Source organism: Bartonella sp. MR30HLJHH (assembly GCF_042194195.1).
Lineage (GTDB): Bacteria > Pseudomonadota > Alphaproteobacteria > Rhizobiales > Rhizobiaceae > Bartonella > Bartonella grahamii.
On the sequence record NZ_JBHIMO010000004.1, the window covers coordinates 87,992 to 106,593 of the forward strand.

Below are 18,602 nucleotides of genomic sequence, written 5' to 3' on the forward strand. Positions count from 1 at the left end.
GTTTAAAAGTAAGAAGTAATAAAATGGAAGCAAAAAGATGATCTCTAAAGACCCAAGGCTTTATGCATTCAGAGATGATCTAGCAGATCAGCGTCTTGAAACAGAAATTACAGCCCAGCGCTTTGTTCAAGGTGAAAAAAAACGTGTTAATACGGCGGTCGCTGGACTTTTTAAAGAAAATAGTAAAAAAAGTGAAAGACAAACAGAATGCTTATTGGGAGAAGAACTTCTCATTTTTGAACAAGGGGAAACGATGTCATGGGGGCAATCACTCAAAGATGGTTATGTTGGTTATATTGATACAACAGCTCTTTGTACATCAACTATAAAACAAACGCATATAGTTTCAGTCCCACGTACATTCAAATATTTACACGCTGACTTACGTGGACCAATAGTGTCTCCGTTATCTATGGGAAGCAAAGTCAGTGTTGTTGATGAAATTGAAGTCCGTGACACAATGTATTCTATTCTTGAAAATGGAACAGCAATCATTACGAGCCATCTCAGCCCCATTGGACGTGTATACGAAGATTATGTCACAGTTGCAGAAACCTTTATCCGTACACCTTATCTTTGGGGTGGTGTCAGCGGTTTTGGAATTGATTGTTCGGGACTCATTCAACTCTCTATGATGATGACTGATCAAATAGTTTTACGTGACACCGATATGCAGCAAGAAACTATCGGCAGTCCTCTTACAGATACTGATAAACTTCAACGAGGCGATTTAATTTTTTGGAAAGATCATGTTGCTATTATGATTGATCATGAAAATATTATTCATGCAAATGGTTTTTCCATGGACGTTATGATCGAGCCATTGAGAGAGGCAATTACGCGTATCGCTAAAAAAAATCAATATCCCATCGCAAAACGTCGTCCAATGCAAGAAACTTAATACATGCCTCCTATAAAAAATAATTAATTGAATGTTTTTGTTATATAATAAATTGATTTATAAGGATAATTATCCATCTTTCATTCTGTGTCAAGAATCCTAAATATCGTAAAATTCTCTAATTTCAAATCTGTTTTTATGTTGAAGCAATCAAAATCTCTTGCTTGTTCATCACAAACGGAATTTAATGTATAAGTAAAAATGATTACGAAAAGAAAAAATATCCCTTCTGAAGCTCTTAAATGCCAAGACCTATCGTAAAACATTGGGACCAGCTTACTCCTTCATAAGCGTAAAGATAGTGGCGCTCTATAGGTTTTACATTACTTCCATGGGGGCTTTGGAGCGTTGCGAGATACCTCTTTTAAACAAACTCGTGAATATGCAACACAATGCCGCTCTGTATTAGGTAAAGAATGTGCCCCGCTTAATCAAAAGCGATATTTTTTGATCTTTTCTTAAAGTTCATATTCATTTAGAAATCTTCATTAATATTTGCCTATCTTTAAATACTGAGAAAACTCATCAACCGGCTTACTGAATAACATTCATTAAAATATCATATCGTCAATCATAAATCGTATTACATAACTTGAATCAGAATGCTTTATATTATCATATTTCACTGTTTAAAATACCTTTATTACAAACCAATAGAGAAATAAGCGTTTTCTTTTCAAAAAAAATGAAAATAGAAATTATTACGCAGCTCTATCATTTCTTTTTCCATTCAGTTTTATATTTTTTAAATATACAAAAATAATATCTTTCTCATGTTATTTATATTTATCATTTATATACTTATTTAGGTGGATTTTTTCTTTATCTCTCATGCTATATAAGGTACAGTAATACAATTCCCTAAGAAGTCTTCTTTTCATGTTTTTATTTTATATTTAATAATTCATTAACCATATGTTTTATTTGTTTTAAAATTGTTTTTCAAATTACATACCACTCTTTTTATTCGTACGTTATTAAACATTTTTTTGATTGAGAAATCGTATAACATCAAGAAAAATAAAAGGAAATTTATTGTTATAAAAAATATGTTATTATATAATTATGTATTACAATAATAATTAAGCTTTTGGTCATGTAAAACAATCTCTAACAACAAACACAAGCGTTCTTTTTTTAAGCATTTTTGAAATTTTTCCTATTATCGATATCTCATGAAATAAATACTCCTGATATCTCTCAGTGCATCCAAACCCATCTCACAATGATAAGCGTGAAAAGGCATCATTATACACTTTGCCAATTATCAATGTTACGATGACCTTTGGCTACTGGAGAGTGTTCTTTCAGCACGTATTTTATTTCTTTCTTAAATAATTTTATCCACATGACTTTCCCCGCTTGGAACGTACAAAAGAATGGTTTTGGTTAATTTAATATAAAACAGATTTGAAATGAAAAAAATTTACGACTCTGGACTTTTCCATTCAACATAAAAATTATAAATTATCATTTTAAATCAATATATTGAATTATATTTAAACAATATTTTCTTCTTATAACACATTAAAGAAGATGATTTTTCAATACCTGAACCAATGGTTTATCAGCATCAGGCATAGGGTATTTATCAAGATCATTAACAAAAACCCATTCTAAATTTTGCCCCTCTCGTCCTTGCGCAACTCCCTCATAATGATAACAAAGATACAACGGCATCAAGAGGTGAAATGTTGCATAGCTATGGCTTGCAAACGTTAAAGGTAATAAATTATTTGCCTGAACATACACACCAAGCTCTTCTTCTAGTTCACGAATCAATGAAATTTCTGGAGTTTCATCTTGCTCAACCTTTCCACCAGGAAACTCCCATAAACCAGCCAGCGATTTTCCTTCAGGACGCTTGGTAAGCAAAACACGATTATTTTGATCTAACAGTGCACATGCAACAACAAGAAGAAGGGAACTTTTTATACACATATCACTCTCCAATGAGAATATAAAGATAACTGTCTCTTTCTAGTATATTCCCTTACCTCAAAAAGAACTCACATATCTCATTTTCTTAAAAAAATAATCGGCAGTTAAATATAGAGAGTACATTCATTCATTAACTTCTGTAATCACTATTGATCATAATGTACTCTTTTGTTAAATCGCAAGACCAAACCGTCGCCGTGCTCTTACCCAAACCGATATCAACACGAATTGTGATGTGCTTACCTTGCATATAAGTACCTATTGTCTCTTCACAATACTCAGGATCTCGTACGCCATTCACGGCCACACGATGCTCACCAAACCAAATCGTCAATAGATCACGATCGACTTCAACACCGGCCTTCCCAACTGCCATAACGACCCGCCCCCAATTCGCATCTTCACCAGCAATAGCCGTTTTTACGAGCGGTGAATTTGCAATTGATAAAGCAATAGTTTTAGCTGCATTGTTTGTTGTAGCCCCCATCACATTAACCTCAATTAAATGACGAGCACCTTCGCCATCACAAACAACTTGTAGTGCAAGTTCATGCAAAAGTGCACTCAATTGTTTCACAAAAACTCCATAACGCAGATCAGATTTACTTGTAAGACATGGGAAATGTTCTTTTCCTGTCGCAAACAACATAAGCGTATCTGAAGTTGAGGTATCGCTATCAACAGTAATTGAATTGAAAGAACCCTCAACTGCCTCTGATAACATGGATTGGAGTACATCCGAAGAAATAGTAGCGTCACTAACCACAAACGACAGCATTGTCGCCATATCGGGTGCAATCATACCAGCACCTTTTGCAATTCCATGAATGGTAACACTCTCTCCCCCACAGTCAAAAGTGCGCGTCGCAAGTTTTGGAAATGTGTCCGTTGTCATTATGGCTTTTGCAGCTTCCAACCAATTTCCCTCTTCTGCTGTCTCTGCCATACTTGGTAAAAGATTGACAATACCCGATGCATCCATTGGCTCACCAATAACCCCTGTAGAAGCTATAAAAATTTCATCTCCTCTAACCTTTAAAGCGTTCGCTGCTGCACAGATGATTTCATTGGTTGTGTGCTTTCCTTTGCTTCCTGTAAAAGCATTTGCATTTCCAGAATTCACAACAACACCCCTCGCCACCCCATGAGGAAGCGATGCACGACAATGCTCTACAGGGGCAGATGGACATTTTGAACGGGTAAAAACACCGGCCACACTCACTGGCTTATCGAATATGATGAAAAGAAGATCTGTACGATCTTTATATTTAATCCCAGCTTCAGCTGTTGCTATCCGTACCCCAGATAAGGGAGAAAGCTCCTGGATCTTTTGAGGCGATAAAGGAGAAATTTTCAAAACCACAATATGCTTTCTGTAAAAACAAATGAAATGATTGCAGATCAATAACCTCTCATAGAAAACTGCTAGGCTTTTTGAACAAAACTAACCTAGCAAATTATCTATTAAAGAGGCTATCCACTTATTTTTCCTAGCTATTCCGTATCTTCTTCATCTGATGTCTCATCGGGAAGTAGCGTCCCATTTTGATGAAGCGATTCCATGATTTTTGTAACATTAGGATCAGGGTACTTCACATCCATCTTGCTACGCAAATCAACAATCAGTTCTTGATAGCGCTTTTTTATCAGCTGTGTCCGCAACATCTCTTTAACATCATCAAATGCAGGAGGTTGTTTCAAACGACGATCTTCTAATTTAATAATATGCCAACCAAAAGGACTTTCAACGGGTTGTTTAGTGTATTCGCCAATTTTCAAACCAAATGCAGCATCTTCAAAAGGCTTGACCATTTGACCATGGCTAAAATAACCAAGATCACCCCCAACGGCAGCAGAACCATCTGTTGAACTTTTCTTTGCAATCTCTTCAAAATTTTCGCCTTTATTTAAATGCTTAATGATAGCTTCTGCTTCTTTTCTCGTTTTGACCAAAATATGACGCGCTTTAACCTCATCTTCTTTAGGTAAAGCAGCGACTTCTTGCTTATAAAGAGCTTCCAAATCAGTATCCGATATTTTGTCAACAATCGCCTGTTTAAAATAAAGCTGTTGAAGAACATTGTCACGCATGACTGCCATACGTTTATCGTAAGCTTCTGTCTTATCAAGACCTTTGCTTCTTGCTGCTTTTGCAAGTGCCTGCATATCTAAATAAGCTTTTAGAACCATCATACGGCGTTGTTCATCAGGAAAACGTGCTAAATTAGGATTTATTTCAAGCGCTAAATCATCCAATTGGCCTGCTGTAATATTTTTCCCATCAATAACCGCCATAACATGAGAAGGAGAAACGGCTTTTTCAGAAGCTTTCTCCAAAGTCTTTAAATCATTCGACGATGAATTCAAACCTTCTTGGGCTCTCACCCCTAAACTTGTACTTGCCAATAAAGTTGATGCTAAAAAAAGCGTGATAAAGTTAAATTTCATAAATATACTCCTTAAAAATGAAGGCAGGTTCAAGATTCCAATTTTCTTTACCATAACACTTTAACCTTTAAACATAGAGAAATAAATTAGTAATTTTATTTTAAAAAAGTATAAAATTGTCCTTTTATCTGAGTTGCTCCAATCCTATCTAATGCAGATGAAAAACATGATAATAGAGAAAAATGACATATTGTATCTTAAATTACTTTGTATTGTATCAGTTAAATAGCGTACCTAAAGTTGACATAGAGCGCTTAGCCTCTTATCTCTACTTTACAATTAAAGTGAAAAATTGCACACCAACAAGTATAATGGTACCATCTGCATTTCATGATGTCTCTAGCCATATCAGATAACTTGAAGAAAATGTAGAGTATGGGGAAAGCGTATGAATTACCCAACAAGAGTGACAACAATTAAAAGAAAGGGCCAGAGATGGTCAGTTTAGGTGTTTTTGCCCGTAAGTTTTTTGGTTCAGCTCATGAGCGACGTCTCAAAGCACTCCGCCAAAAAGTTGTACAAATTAATGCTTTGGAAGAACAATTTGTAAAATTAAGTGATGAGCAGCTTTGCCAAAAAACAGATGCCTTTCGTAAACGTCTTAGTGAAGGTGAAAGTGTTGATTTGCTCTTACCAGAAGCTTTCGCAACTGTTCGTGAAACCGCAAAACGTGTTTATGACATGCGTCCTTTTGACGTACAACTTATTGGTGGAATGGTCCTTCACGACTGTGGCATAGCTGAAATGCGTACTGGTGAAGGTAAAACATTAATGGCAACTTTACCAATTTATCTCAATGCATTGGAAGGTAAAGGCGTTCATGTTGTGACAGTAAATGATTATCTCGCCAGTCGTGATGCTGAAACAATGGGAAAAATTTTTAGTTTTCTAGGGCTTACAACAGGCGTGATTCTCCATGATCTTGATAGTGATGCCCGCCGAGAGGCCTATGCATGCGACATCACCTATGCCACAAATAATGAACTAGGTTTTGATTATTTGCGTGATAATATGGCCTTTGATCGTAGTCAAATGGTCCAACGTGGACATCATTACGCAATTGTTGATGAAGTTGATTCGATTCTTATTGATGAAGCCCGTACACCCCTTATTATTTCTGGTCCTCTAGAAGATCGTACTGACTTCTATAACCTTATTGATACATTTATTCCTGCCTTAACTCCAGAAGACTATGAAATAGACGAAAAACAAAAAACAACGACTTTTACCGAAGTTGGTACTGAAAAAATTGAAAAAATGCTCGAACAAGCTGGACATCTTAAAGGTGAAAGCCTTTATGACATAGAAAATGTCGCTATCGTTCATCATGTCAATAATGCTCTAAAAGCTCATAAACTGTTTGCTCGCGATAAAGATTACATTGTTCGCAATGATGAAATCGTTATTATTGATGAATTTACAGGGCGAATGATGCCTGGGCGGCGTTATTCTGAAGGACTTCATCAAGCGTTAGAAGCTAAGGAGCATGTTGCTATTCAACCAGAAAACCAGACACTTGCTTCCATCACTTTCCAAAATTACTTCCGTATGTATAGGAAATTATCTGGAATGACTGGAACTGCAACAACAGAAGCCGAAGAATTCAGAAATATTTATGGTCTTGACGTTGTTGAAGTCCCTACAAATTTGCCAATACAACGTATTGATGAAGATGATGAAATTTATCGAACAGCAGAAGAGAAATATCGGGCAATTGTGCGTGATATCCGTCAAGCACACGAAAAAGAACAGCCTATTCTTGTTGGAACAACCTCTATTGAAAAGTCAGAACAATTGGCAGAGCGTTTGCGAAAAGAAGGCATTACCGATTTTAGAGTCTTAAATGCTCGCTATCACGAACAAGAAGCGTACATCATTGCGCAAGCAGGAGTTCCTAGAGCTCTCACCATCGCAACCAACATGGCAGGACGCGGTACGGATATACAGCTTGGTGGTAATGTTGAAATGCGCATCCGACAAGAGTTACAGGATATCCCCGAAGGTCCAGAGCGGACAGCTAAAATTGAAGAAATAAAAAAAGATGTTCAGAAGCTTAAAGACAAAGCTTTAGCGGCTGGTGGTCTTTACGTTATTGCGACGGAACGTCATGAAAGCCGTCGTATTGATAACCAGCTTCGTGGACGTTCTGGTCGCCAAGGCGATCCAGGTCGCTCAAAATTCTTTCTTTCTCTTCAAGATGATCTTATGCGTATCTTTGGCTCCAATCGTATGGATGGTATGCTGCAAAAACTTGGATTGAAAGAAAATGAAGCTATTATCCATCCATGGATTAATAAAGCCCTTGAAAAAGCACAAAAAAAGGTCGAAGCACGAAACTTTGAAATTCGTAAAAATCTGCTAAAATATGATGATGTCATGAATGATCAACGCAAGGTTATTTTTGAACAGCGTATGGAGATCATGGACGCAGATGATTTATCAGAAATGATCCTTGAAATGCGCAATGAAGTCGTAGAGGATCTCGTAGAGGCTTATATTCCATCAGGGACATATTCTGAAAAATGGGATGTAAAAACTCTCGAAGAAGAACTTCAACAACTCTTTAATCTTGAGCTTCCAGTAGAAGAGTGGGCAAAAGAAGATGGAATTGCCGAGGAGCAAATTTTGGAGCGTGTATCAGATGCTGTTATAAAACTTGAAAATGAACGTACTGAACGCTATTCTCCAGAGGTTATGGCTTATTTTCACAAGGCAGTATTGCTCGAAACTATTGACACGTTATGGCGTGAACATCTGGTGAGTTTAGACCATTTGCGTTCTGTTGTTGGTTTTCGTGGTTATGCGCAGCGGGATCCGCTCAATGAATATAAGACAGAATCTTTTGAACTCTTTCAAAGTATGTTGAGAAATTTGCGCCGAATTGTCACTTCTAAGCTTATGCGCTTTGAAATCATTCAACAACCTACAGAACCGACCATGCCTGAGCAAACTGATGCTGCTTCTTCTGTCTTTAATGATCAAAGTCAAGAAAATGCTCCCACCTTATGGGCACGATCACAAGAAAATAGATTTGTTAATCCACAAGATCGTGACCCTAATGATATAACCACATGGGGAAAAGTTGGACGTAATGAGCGTTGTCCTTGCGGTTCAGAGAAAAAATACAAACACTGTCATGGAGCCTTTGTTTGAAAAGCAAACTATGAAAATGAATAAAAAGCGAAATTATGAGCAAGAATTGCGCACAGCTGGTTTAAGAGTAACACGTCAACGACGAGTTATTCTTGATATTTTGACTGACACAAATGACCATCCCAATGCATTTGAAATTTTTCAGCGTGCAAACAAAATAGATTCGAGTATTTCACTCTCAACTGTTTATCGAACCATGAAAACATTAGAAGGAAATGGAACAATTCATCGCCATAGCTTTAGTGGTGGTCCATCCCGTTTTGAGCAAGCAGATGGGCAACATCATGATCATCTCATTGATATAGAAACAGGACAAGTTATCGAGTTTCATTCTGATGTTATTGAAAAGCTGCAAGAGGAAATTGCAAAGTCCCTTGGCTATGATATTATTCATCACCGCCTTGAACTTTACGGAAAAAAAAACTCTTAAAAAAGTGATTATATATCATTAGATAAAATACCTCAGGTAAATCGAGTTTTATAAAAATTTACCTTTAAGATATAATAATTTCCATTGGCAAAAAAAATTTTTGCTCTATTACCCCTTTTTGTATGATGCTATACGGTAATTCATTGTCAGTATTATAACAAAAAATCATTGCAACAAAATATTATAAAAATTGTATTATGAAAAATTAGGCCAATATTATCATGGTTTCCTTGCCACAAGATCGTATGAGACAGCTTGAAAAGCGCTTTGAAATAATTGAAAGCCAAATGACGACTAATCCAAATGCTGAAACATATGTCAAATTAGCTTCTGAATATGCAGAACTACAACCCGTTATTGCCTCTATACGTGCATTAAATGCTCTTTACAAAGAGATTACAGAATTAGAAACAATTATCAATGATAAACAAACAGACGTAGAGATGCGTAATCTTGCCCAAGAAGAGCTACCATTGTTATATAAAAAAGTAGAGCAATTTGAAAAAGAACTCCAGATTCTGCTTTTGCCTAAAGATGTTGCTGATGAAAAAAACGCTATTGTTGAAATTCGAGCAGGAACGGGTGGATCAGAAGCAGCACTTTTTTCCGGTGATCTTTTCCGTATGTATGAACGTTATGCCCATGCTCACCATTGGACAGTAGAAGTTATTTCACTCAGTGAGGGAGAAGTTGGCGGATATAAAGAGATTATTGCTACTATCTCAGGAAAAGGTGTCTTTTCTAAATTGAAATATGAATCAGGGGTTCACCGTGTGCAACGCATCCCCGAAACAGAAACCGGTGGACGTATCCATACATCTGCTGCTACCGTTGCAGTCCTTCCGGAGGCTGAAGAAATTGATATTGATATTCGCCCTGAAGATATTCGTATTGACACAATGCGTGCATCTGGAGCAGGAGGACAGCATGTTAATACAACGGATTCAGCTGTTCGTATCACGCATATTCCAACAGGAATTATGGTCGTACAAGCAGAAAAATCACAACATCAAAACCGAGCACGAGCCCTTCAAATTTTACGGGCACGCTTATTCGATATCGAACGACAAAAAGCGGAAAGTGAACGTTCAGCTTCTCGTAAAAGCCAAGTTGGTTCTGGTGATCGTTCAGAACGTATTCGTACCTATAATTTTCCACAAGGACGTGTTACGGATCACCGTATTAATCTAACCTTGTATAAGCTTGATCGCATTCTAGAGGGAGATCTTGATGAGCTTCTTCATGCACTCATCTCAGATCATCAAACAACACTGCTTATGGAAATGGATAATAATTGAGCGAATATTCTTTCAAGAATGTCATCCAACGAATGCAAGAAAAATTGCGCACGAAAGGAATTGCTGAAGCCGATCTCGATGCGAAAATACTCGTTGAATGGATAACAGGAATAAATGCTGCTGAAAGAATTTCTAAACCAGATATGCATCTGTCTTCTGAGCATATTATACAAATAGAACAGGCTCTACAACGGCGTATTGCAGGAGAACCTGTCTACCGTATTATAGGAGCACGAGAATTTTATGGTATATCTTTTGCATTGTCTCAAGAGACGTTAGAACCTCGTCCTGATACAGAAACGCTAATAGATCTTGTTCTCCCTTTTCTCCAAAAACAGGTCGAAAATTCGAGAAGAACAAGATTCCTTGATATGGGAACAGGAAGTGGCGCCATTGCCATTACACTCCTTAAACAAATTCCCCAATCCTATGCGGTGGCAGTCGATATTTCTGAAGATGCCCTTAAAACAGCGAAGAAAAATGCAAAAAATGCTGAAGTAGCACACCGCTTCACACCTCTTCTTAGCGACTGGTTTGATGCTGTCGCAAATCGCTTTGATTTCATTGTTTCCAATCCACCTTATATTCCCGCACAAGATATCAAAAAACTTGCAAAAGAAGTGCGCTTACATGACCCATTGCGCGCCCTAATAGGAGGGGAAGATGGACTTGATTTTTATCGAAAACTCGCCCATGAAGCAGCCAACTACTTAAAAGAAAACGGCTATGTTGCTGTTGAAATTGGTTACTCTCAAGAAAATGAAGTCTGTAATTTATTTGAAAAAAATGGTTTTCAATGTTTAGAAGTGCGTAAAGATCTAAGTGGAATACCCCGCGCACTTCTATTTGCATGCAAACATTAAAATTCCCAATCATCATCCGTGGTAGCAACCGCCTTGCCAATGACATAAGAAGAACCTGCCCCTGAAAAAAAGTCATGATTTTCATCAGAGTTTGGTGATAAAGCTGCCAAAATAGCGGGATTAACACGACAAACCTCAGGGGGAAAAAGAGCTTCAAAACCTAAATTCATTAAAGCCTTGTTAGCATTATAATGAAGAAAAATTTTAACATCTTCTGTCAATCCAAGTGCATCATAAAGATCTTCAGTATATTTGCACTCGATATTATAAAGATCAAAGAGCAGGTTAAAAGCAAAATCTTTAATTTCTTTCTTTTTGGCTTCATCAAGCTTTGCAAAGCCCAATTGGAATTTATAACCTATATAATAACCATGGACTGCTTCATCACGAATGATTAATCGAATGAGATCTGCTGTATTGGTCAACTTAGCGCGACTGGCCCAATACATGGGCAAATAAAAACCAGAATAAAATAAAAAGCTTTCCAGCAAAGTCGAAGCAATTTTTTTCTTAAGTGGATCATTTGCTTCATAACGCTCAAGTACTAATCTAGCCTTTTTCTGCAAATGAATATTTTCTTCTGACCATCTAAACGCATCATCAACTTCTACCGTCGAACAAAGGGTTGAAAAAATAGAGGAATAAGAACGTGCATGAACCGCTTCCATGAAAGCAATATTCGTCAACACTGCCTCCTCATGCTCTGTTATTGCATCAGCCAGAAGCGAAATGGCTCCAACAGTATTTTGAATTGTATCTAAAAGCGTTAATCCTGTAAAAACACGAATTGTTAATTTACGTTCTTCATCTGTTAAGCTTGACCATGAGGGAATATCATTGGAAAGTGGAACCTTCTCAGGTAACCAAAAATTCCCAGTTAAGCGGTTCCATACTTCAAGATCTTTCTCATCATGTAATCTATTCCAATTAACAGCGCACACAACAGGATTTTTGGTTGTAATCTTTGTCATATGATGATCTCCTATAAACTGCACGAAACACAGCCATCAACTTCTGTTCCACTTAATGCTACTTGCCGTAATCGTACATAGTAAATACTCTTTATACCCTTTTTCCAGGCATAAATTTGTGCGCGGTTAATATCACGTGTGGTAGCGGTATCAGGAAAAAATAATGTCAATGAAAGACCTTGATCAACATGCTGTGTTGCAGCAGCATAGGTATCTATAATTTTTTCAGGACCAATCTCATAAGCATCTTGGTAAAAATTCAAATTCGTATTATCCATATAAGGAGCGGGATAATAAACGCGTCCAATTTTTCCTTCTTTGCGAATTTCAATTTTTGAAGCAATTGGATGAATAGAAGAAGTGGCATGATTAATATAGGAAATAGATCCCGTAGGTGGAACTGCCTGCAAATTACGGTTATAAAGCCCATACTCAATGACTAATTTTTTGAGTTCCTGCCAATCCTTTTGATCTGGGATAACAATATTATTCCGTGCAAAAAGCTCTTGCACAAGCGCAAATTGCGGTTTCCATTCTTTTTCAATATATTTTTCGAAAAAACGTCCATCTGCATAAGCTGATTTTTCAAACCCTGCAAACATTTCTTGACGTTCACGTGCAATCAAACTGGAAGCCCGTATGGCGTGATATGTCACAATATAAAAATAGATATTGGTAAAATCTATCGCTTCTGGAGATCCATAATAGATCTGTTCACGCGCTAGAAACCCGTGCAAATTCATTTGTCCCAAACCAATCGCATGACTTTCAGCATTGCCTTTCGCAATGGAAGGCACACAGGCAATATTGCTCATATCCGAAACCGCAGTAAGGGCACGAACAGCAGATTCCACGGTCTGTCCGAAATCAGGACTTTCCATTGCTTTGGCAATATTCATGGATCCAAGATTACAGGATATATCACTTCCAATCGTGCGATAAGTTAAATCTGTCTCCAGTTCACTTGCCTCACTCACCTGCAAAATTTCTGAACATAAATTGCTCATACTTATGCGCCCAGCTATTGGGTTCGATCGATTAGCAGTATCCTCAAATAAAATATAGGGATAACCCGACTCAAATTGAATTTCCGCTAATGTCTGGAAAAAAACGCGTGCACTTATTTTCTTTTTACGAATCTTTGCATTATCAACAAAAGAACGATAATGCTCCGTTAAAGAAATATCGCTAAAGGGTTTACCTGTCACACGCTCGATATCATAAGATGAGAAGAGATACATATCCTCATTATTCCGTGCAAGCTCAAAAGTAATATCAGGAATAACGACACCAAGCGAAAGCGTTTTGATTCTAACTTTTTCATCAGCATTTTCACGCTTTGTATCCAAAAACTTCATAATATCTAAATGGTGAGCATGCAAATAAACAGCTCCAGCCCCCTGTCTTGCCCCAAGCTGATTGGCGTAAGAAAAAGAATCTTCCAAGAGTTTCATCACCGGTAAGACTCCTGAGGACTGATTTTCTATTTGCTTAATTGGTGCCCCAGCTTCCCGCAAATTCGTTAAACAAAGCGCCACACCTCCACCACGTTTTGAAAGCTGCAAAGCCGAATTAACCGAACGACCTATCGATTCCATATTATCTTCAACACGTAGCAAAAAACACGAAACCAATTCACCACGTTGTTTTTTCCCAGCATTTAAAAATGTCGGTGTTGCCGGCTGAAAACGTCCTGTAATAATTTCATCCACAAAACTTTCAGCAAGAGCTTTATTCCCTTGTGCCAAATATAAAGCTACAAGACAAACACGATCTTCATAACGTTCAAGATAACGTTTCCCATCAAAAGTCTTTAATGTATAGCTGGTATAGTACTTAAATGCGCCTAAAAAGGTAGGGAAACGAAACTTAAATGCATAAGCACGTTTAAAAAGCTTTTTAATAAAAGAAAAATCATAAAGCCCAAATAAAGCTTTTTCATAATAACCTTCTTCTATTAAGTAGTCTATTTTTTCCTTCAGGTTATGAAAAAAAACTGTATTTTGATTAACATGCTGAAGAAAATATTGCCGTGCGGCAAGCCGATCCATATCAAATTGAATATGACCATTTTCATCATAAAGATTAAGCATTGCATTCAGCGCATGATAATCAGTAATCTGATCCGATTTCTGCGATTGTCCTATACCAATTGTTTCCAAAATCTTTCCAATCCCTTTTTTACATAAATAACGTCTTCATCAGTTCCACGCAGCTCAAAACGATAAAGGCAAGGTACACAACATTTTTCAGCAATGATTTTACTTGCTAAATTATAATAACAACCAAAATTACGATTCCCACCACCAATGACACCACGAATTAATTTTCGGTTCTCAGCTTCATTAAGAAAATGGATAACGGCTTTCGGCACTGCTCCTCTTCCTTCACCATCTGCATATGTAGGAACAACCAGTACATAAGGTTCACCAACCAATGCAGAAGGCTTTCTTTTATCAATTTTGAAGAGTCGTTGACCAAGTTGCGAGACAAAATGTTCTGTATTACCCGTTGCACTCGAATAATAAACAATAAGCCCCATTAAGCACAAAGACCACTAATCATATCTGGTCTAAAACCAGACCAATGATTTTCACCACAAACAACGACAGGAACCTGACGATACCCCAGAGATTGAACAAAACTGTATGCTTGTTCATCACAAGAAATATCAACAACACGATAATGAATGCCTTTTGCATCAAAAGCGCGGCGTGTAGCATCACATTGGACACAAGATGGTTTGCTATAAATAGTGATCGACATTTTCTTCAACTTTCACAATTCCAAACAATCAACCCTAAAAGGTCAATCTAATAATTTTATAAGTACTCAAGAATAACAAAAAACAGAAATTGTACGCAAAACATGTGGTTATTTTCAAATAGTACACAGCTTCTTGAACATAACAGAATTCCTCATCAAATAACTTCAAAGACTATGATGAGAATAAGCGATTATTCTATAACTTAAATGGCAGAGCCCCCCAGTTATAAAACAATCTTTTGCTTGCATTACAATTCCCTCCTGCTGTCTAAAAAATTAACGTTCTAAACTACCGTTTTTCAAGAGCTCTGTTTTACTCTTTTACGGCAAAAATCAATTACAAAAACGAAAGGAATCCTTCCAAAAGAGATCTTTCAGCAAAAATACTGCTATGCCCTTGGTCAATAAACTCTTTACAATAATGGAAATAACTTAGATACCAAACGAAACACACTAACACCCTCTCTTGTGCTTATTTAGAATCACCAATCATTTTGATACTATATATAGTATATACTCTCTCTCTTTCGTCAAGGTGAATTCAATTATTATTTTTAATTTTCCACGATCTTCCCACTAAAATTTTCAGTCCTCAAAACTATGTAATAATATAACATTTTATTGACAAACGTTATATTATTACATAGTTTCCAAAATAATAAGCAACGATGGTAAAAAATATGGATCTGCACTTCAATAAGACAACTTTAGGCTATGGAAATAGAATAGCAATAAAGAACTTTTCAGCAAAATTAAAAGGTGGTTCATTGGTCGCAGTAACAGGTGATAATGGCGCTGGAAAATCGACACTGCTAAAAGCCATCGCCGGATTAATTAAACCTCTTAAGGGAAAAATTACAAAACCAAAAAAAAGCCGCATTGCTTATCTTTCTCAGCAATATGATATAGATCAAACATTTCCAATTGATGTGAAAACGCTTGTAAAAACAGGACTGTGGTCTTTTTGTGGATTATGGAAAAGCCAGCGCCCTTATGATTCTAAGATTCAAAATGCGCTTGAAATGGTTGGGCTTACAGAACTCGCACCCCGTTCGCTTGAAACATTATCAGGCGGACAATTACAACGCGCTCTTTTTGCACGTATCATTGTGCAAGATGCCAATATTATTTTGCTTGATGAACCTTTCAATGGTGTAGATCATAATACCCAAAAAGACCTTCTTACACTGATCACATACTGGCAACAGCAAGGACGCACAGTTCTCACAGCACTCCATAACCCTCTCATCGTGCAAGAGTTTTTCCCCCAAATGATTCAAATTAATCAACAAAACGCCTTTTATGGAGAAACAACACAGTTTTTAAACAACACTATTCATCACGTTATGCCACCTCTCACATCCAATTCTTTTCCTATTAGAGCACAAAAACAAAATCTTCCCATCAATGATTCTCTCTTTCTTAGGTTATAAGACGTGTATGCATTTTTTCTTGCCCCCTTTGTTGATTTCCAATTTATGCAAAACGCCCTTATCGGTTCTATTTTCCTGTCTATTAGCGCTTGTCCTGTTGGTGTATTTTTGATGCTCCGTGGAATGAGCTTGACAGGAGATGCTATCTCTCATGCCATTCTTCCTGGTGTTGCAACTGCTTTTCTGATTTGTGGCTTTTCCCTCATATCTATGACACTTGGTGGCATCTTCGCTGGTATTATTGTTGCTTTAGCAACCATTTTAATTTCACGAAATAGCTTTCAGAAAGAAGATGCATCCATGACCGTCTTTTATCTTATTGCACTCGCGGCAGGTGTCATTATTATCTCACTAAAAGACTCAACAATTGAGCTGCTTCATCTCTTATTCGGATCGGTTCTTGCACTTGATGCACAAGCCCTTTGGTTAATCACTACTATAATGCTGATTACACTATGCAGCCTTTGTATTTTTTGGCGTGCACTTGTTTTAGAAAGCTTTGACCCCCTCTTTTTTAAATCACTCTCTCCGTTGAGTAAATATATTCATATTTCATTGCTTGGACTTGTGGTGTTGAATCTGGTTGGAGGCTTTCAATCACTAGGAACATTACTTTCCGTTGGCATTATGATGATTCCAGCTATTACAGCCCGTTTTTGGTTTTCACGGCTAGGCCCTATTTGCGCGCTTTCCACTCTTTTTGGAATCATTTCTAGCGTATGTGGTCTCCTGCTTTCTTTTCATCTTTCTCTTCCCTCCGGCCCTGCTATCATCATTGCCGCAGGATTTATTTATCTTGTTTCCTGCTTAATAAGTCCACGTGGCTTTATTGTAACATGGTTTCCCCACCTCTTTTATACCTCATCACTTTAAGGAAAAAATGTGCCTAAGTTTACTCAAAAATTTGTTCTTCTTGGAGCTTTATTTCTTGCCCTTTCTCCATTTTCTGCTTCTGCACACAATAAAATAAAAGTTGTTGCGAGCTTTTCTATTCTCGCAGATCTCGTAAAAAATGTAGGAGACAATCATATCTCTATGACAACTTTTGTAGGTCCCAATGCGAATACCCACACTTATGAACCTACCCCCCATGATGCTCAAGCTCTTAGAAATGCTCAAATTATTTTCATCAACGGACTTCATTTAGAAGGATTCATTGATCGCCTCATTACAGCAAGCGGTACAAAAGCACTTCTTGTCAAAGTTAGCGCTAACATTCCCTCCCTCAAAATGAAAAATCAAGAACATAATGCCCATCACCACCATAGCGTTATTGATCCACACGCTTGGCAAACAATTCCCAATGTCAAAATCTATGTGAAGAATATCGCTGCTGCTTTTTGTAAAATCGATCCACAATCCTGCACCAGCTACAAAAAAAATGCCGAAACCTACATCCAAAAACTTAAAATAGCACAAGATACCCTGAAAACAAAAATTGCTACCATCCCTAAAGATAAACGTATCATTATCACATCTCATGACGCCTTTGGCTATTTTGCCAAAGAATATGGTTTTACTATCCTTGCTCCCCAAAGTGCTTCAACAGAAGCTGAAGCAACCGCAGCTGATGTTGCTAAACTTATCAAACAAATTAAAGCGAATAAGGCAGCTGCACTATTCGTTGAAAATATCTCTAATCCCCGTCTCATAAAACAGATTGCAAAAGAAACAGGTTTAAAAATTGGTGGGACACTTTATTCTGATGCATTGTCAAATAAAAATGGCCCTGCAGCAACTTATCTCGATATGATGGAACATAATGTGAATACCATCATTGATGCCATCACAAAACATTAAGATCTTCTACAAAAGAGATAAAAAAGCGTTCATAAAATCGTAAGTCTATGATTATATTACTAATGATACCCAACATCTATAATTGATAATATTGATATAAAATAATGTTACTTTTACAGAGAAATTTATACTCAATAGATGCTAAGATAGATAAAGTAAGTGGATTTATTGCCTCATGGTGCCCAGATCGTCAGCGGCATCATTCTATTTTCCAACGCTTCTTTTACAATAACTCTCGACACTTGAAACGATTTATAAGAAGCATTTGGGGTCTCTTTCTTAAAGTATTTTTATCTACCCAACTCCATTTATAACATGCAAGTAGAATGAGTGTATGAATAAAAACCACTTGAAGAAAAAATGCCTCTTATGAAGAGTCTCAACACAATAATTGTTGCAATGTTGGAGACTGGCAGAGAGCATGATGATGGCCCCAGCTTGCACTGTTGTAAGCATAAAGATGGCGATACACAATGGATTTTATGTTATACTATTCATAACCGACTGCGTGAAAAAATAGTTGGAACAACCTTGAAATATATTCTTTAAAACAAGTGCGTGCATTGGCAACCCAATAGCCTTCTGTTTAGAATATTCT

At 37.1% G+C, this 18,602-nt stretch carries 15 protein-coding genes; 8 read left to right on the forward strand and 7 right to left on the reverse strand.

Annotated elements, in window-relative coordinates; all coding sequences use genetic code 11:
• The first annotated feature begins 37 nt into the window (after window positions 1–37).
• Complete coding sequence (locus ACFIKR_RS04000; RefSeq protein ID WP_375658927.1) at window positions 38–901, forward strand: NlpC/P60 family protein; 864 nt, start codon at window positions 38–40, stop codon at window positions 899–901.
• A 1,527-nt stretch (window positions 902–2,428) separates the two neighbouring features.
• Here the strand turns inward: ACFIKR_RS04000 and mutT are convergent.
• From mutT to ACFIKR_RS04015, 3 genes are all read right to left on the reverse strand, one after another.
• Complete coding sequence (gene mutT / locus ACFIKR_RS04005; RefSeq protein WP_375658928.1) at window positions 2,429–2,842, reverse strand: 8-oxo-dGTP diphosphatase MutT; 414 nt, start codon at window positions 2,840–2,842, stop codon at window positions 2,429–2,431.
• A gap of 130 nt (window positions 2,843–2,972) precedes the next feature.
• Window positions 2,973–4,205 (reverse strand): bifunctional glutamate N-acetyltransferase/amino-acid acetyltransferase ArgJ, encoded by a 1,233-nt coding sequence (gene argJ / locus ACFIKR_RS04010; protein WP_375658929.1) that lies wholly within the window; start codon window positions 4,203–4,205, stop codon window positions 2,973–2,975.
• Between the two features lie 131 nt (window positions 4,206–4,336).
• A complete protein-coding gene (locus ACFIKR_RS04015; RefSeq protein WP_273787784.1) occupies window positions 4,337–5,290 on the reverse strand; it encodes a peptidylprolyl isomerase in 954 nt (317 codons plus the stop codon).
• 435 nt (window positions 5,291–5,725) lie between these two features.
• On the opposite strand from ACFIKR_RS04015, the gene secA reads away from it, so the two are divergent.
• The 4 genes from secA (at window position 5,726) to prmC (ending at window position 11,034) form a co-directional block, all read left to right on the forward strand.
• Window positions 5,726–8,443 (forward strand): preprotein translocase subunit SecA, encoded by a 2,718-nt coding sequence (gene secA / locus ACFIKR_RS04020; RefSeq protein WP_375658930.1) that lies wholly within the window; start codon window positions 5,726–5,728, stop codon window positions 8,441–8,443.
• Window positions 8,382–8,873 carry a Fur family transcriptional regulator gene (locus ACFIKR_RS04025; RefSeq protein ID WP_026500203.1) on the forward strand — a complete coding sequence of 164 codons (492 nt, stop codon included), beginning with the start codon at window positions 8,382–8,384 and terminating at the stop codon, window positions 8,871–8,873. The genes secA and ACFIKR_RS04025 overlap by 62 nt, the downstream gene beginning before the upstream one ends.
• Window positions 8,874–9,094: 221 nt before the next feature.
• Window positions 9,095–10,171, forward strand: a complete 1,077-nt coding sequence (prfA, locus tag ACFIKR_RS04030; protein WP_375644642.1) for a peptide chain release factor 1 — start codon at window positions 9,095–9,097, stop codon at window positions 10,169–10,171.
• Complete coding sequence (gene prmC, locus ACFIKR_RS04035) at window positions 10,168–11,034, forward strand: peptide chain release factor N(5)-glutamine methyltransferase (protein ID WP_375658931.1); 867 nt, start codon at window positions 10,168–10,170, stop codon at window positions 11,032–11,034. The genes prfA and prmC overlap by 4 nt, the downstream gene beginning before the upstream one ends.
• On the opposite strand, the gene nrdF is transcribed toward prmC, so the two are convergent.
• The 4 genes from nrdF to nrdH are packed head-to-tail and all read right to left on the reverse strand — an operon-like array spanning window position 11,031 to window position 14,771.
• Entirely contained in the window at window positions 11,031–12,005 is a 975-nt protein-coding gene (gene nrdF / locus ACFIKR_RS04040; protein ID WP_012754609.1) for a class 1b ribonucleoside-diphosphate reductase subunit beta, read from the reverse strand. The two genes, prmC and nrdF, sit on opposite strands and share 4 nt — an antisense overlap.
• An 11-nt stretch (window positions 12,006–12,016) precedes the next feature.
• Window positions 12,017–14,167, reverse strand: a complete 2,151-nt coding sequence (gene nrdE / locus ACFIKR_RS04045; protein WP_375658932.1) for a class 1b ribonucleoside-diphosphate reductase subunit alpha — start codon at window positions 14,165–14,167, stop codon at window positions 12,017–12,019.
• The gene (gene nrdI, locus ACFIKR_RS04050) at window positions 14,149–14,547 is read right to left on the reverse strand and encodes a class Ib ribonucleoside-diphosphate reductase assembly flavoprotein NrdI (protein WP_375636005.1); all 399 of its coding nucleotides are present in this window, start codon (window positions 14,545–14,547) and stop codon (window positions 14,149–14,151) included. Before nrdI ends, nrdE begins: the two co-directional genes overlap by 19 nt.
• Window positions 14,547–14,771 (reverse strand): glutaredoxin-like protein NrdH, encoded by a 225-nt coding sequence (gene nrdH, locus ACFIKR_RS04055; protein ID WP_005774163.1) that lies wholly within the window; start codon window positions 14,769–14,771, stop codon window positions 14,547–14,549. The genes nrdI and nrdH overlap by 1 nt, the downstream gene beginning before the upstream one ends.
• Window positions 14,772–15,451: 680 nt before the next feature.
• Here nrdH and ACFIKR_RS04060 point away from each other — a divergent pair.
• The 3 genes from ACFIKR_RS04060 to ACFIKR_RS04070 are packed head-to-tail and all read left to right on the forward strand — an operon-like array spanning window position 15,452 to window position 18,004.
• Window positions 15,452–16,204 carry an ABC transporter ATP-binding protein gene (locus ACFIKR_RS04060; protein WP_375658933.1) on the forward strand — a complete coding sequence of 251 codons (753 nt, stop codon included), beginning with the start codon at window positions 15,452–15,454 and terminating at the stop codon, window positions 16,202–16,204.
• Window positions 16,205–16,207: 3 nt separating this feature from the next.
• Window positions 16,208–17,077 carry a metal ABC transporter permease gene (locus ACFIKR_RS04065; protein ID WP_273790610.1) on the forward strand — a complete coding sequence of 290 codons (870 nt, stop codon included), beginning with the start codon at window positions 16,208–16,210 and terminating at the stop codon, window positions 17,075–17,077.
• 9 nt (window positions 17,078–17,086) lie between these two features.
• Window positions 17,087–18,004: a metal ABC transporter solute-binding protein, Zn/Mn family gene (locus tag ACFIKR_RS04070; RefSeq protein WP_375658934.1), complete on the forward strand. Its 918-nt coding sequence runs from the start codon at window positions 17,087–17,089 to the stop codon at window positions 18,002–18,004.
• Window positions 18,005–18,602 lie beyond the last annotated feature (598 nt).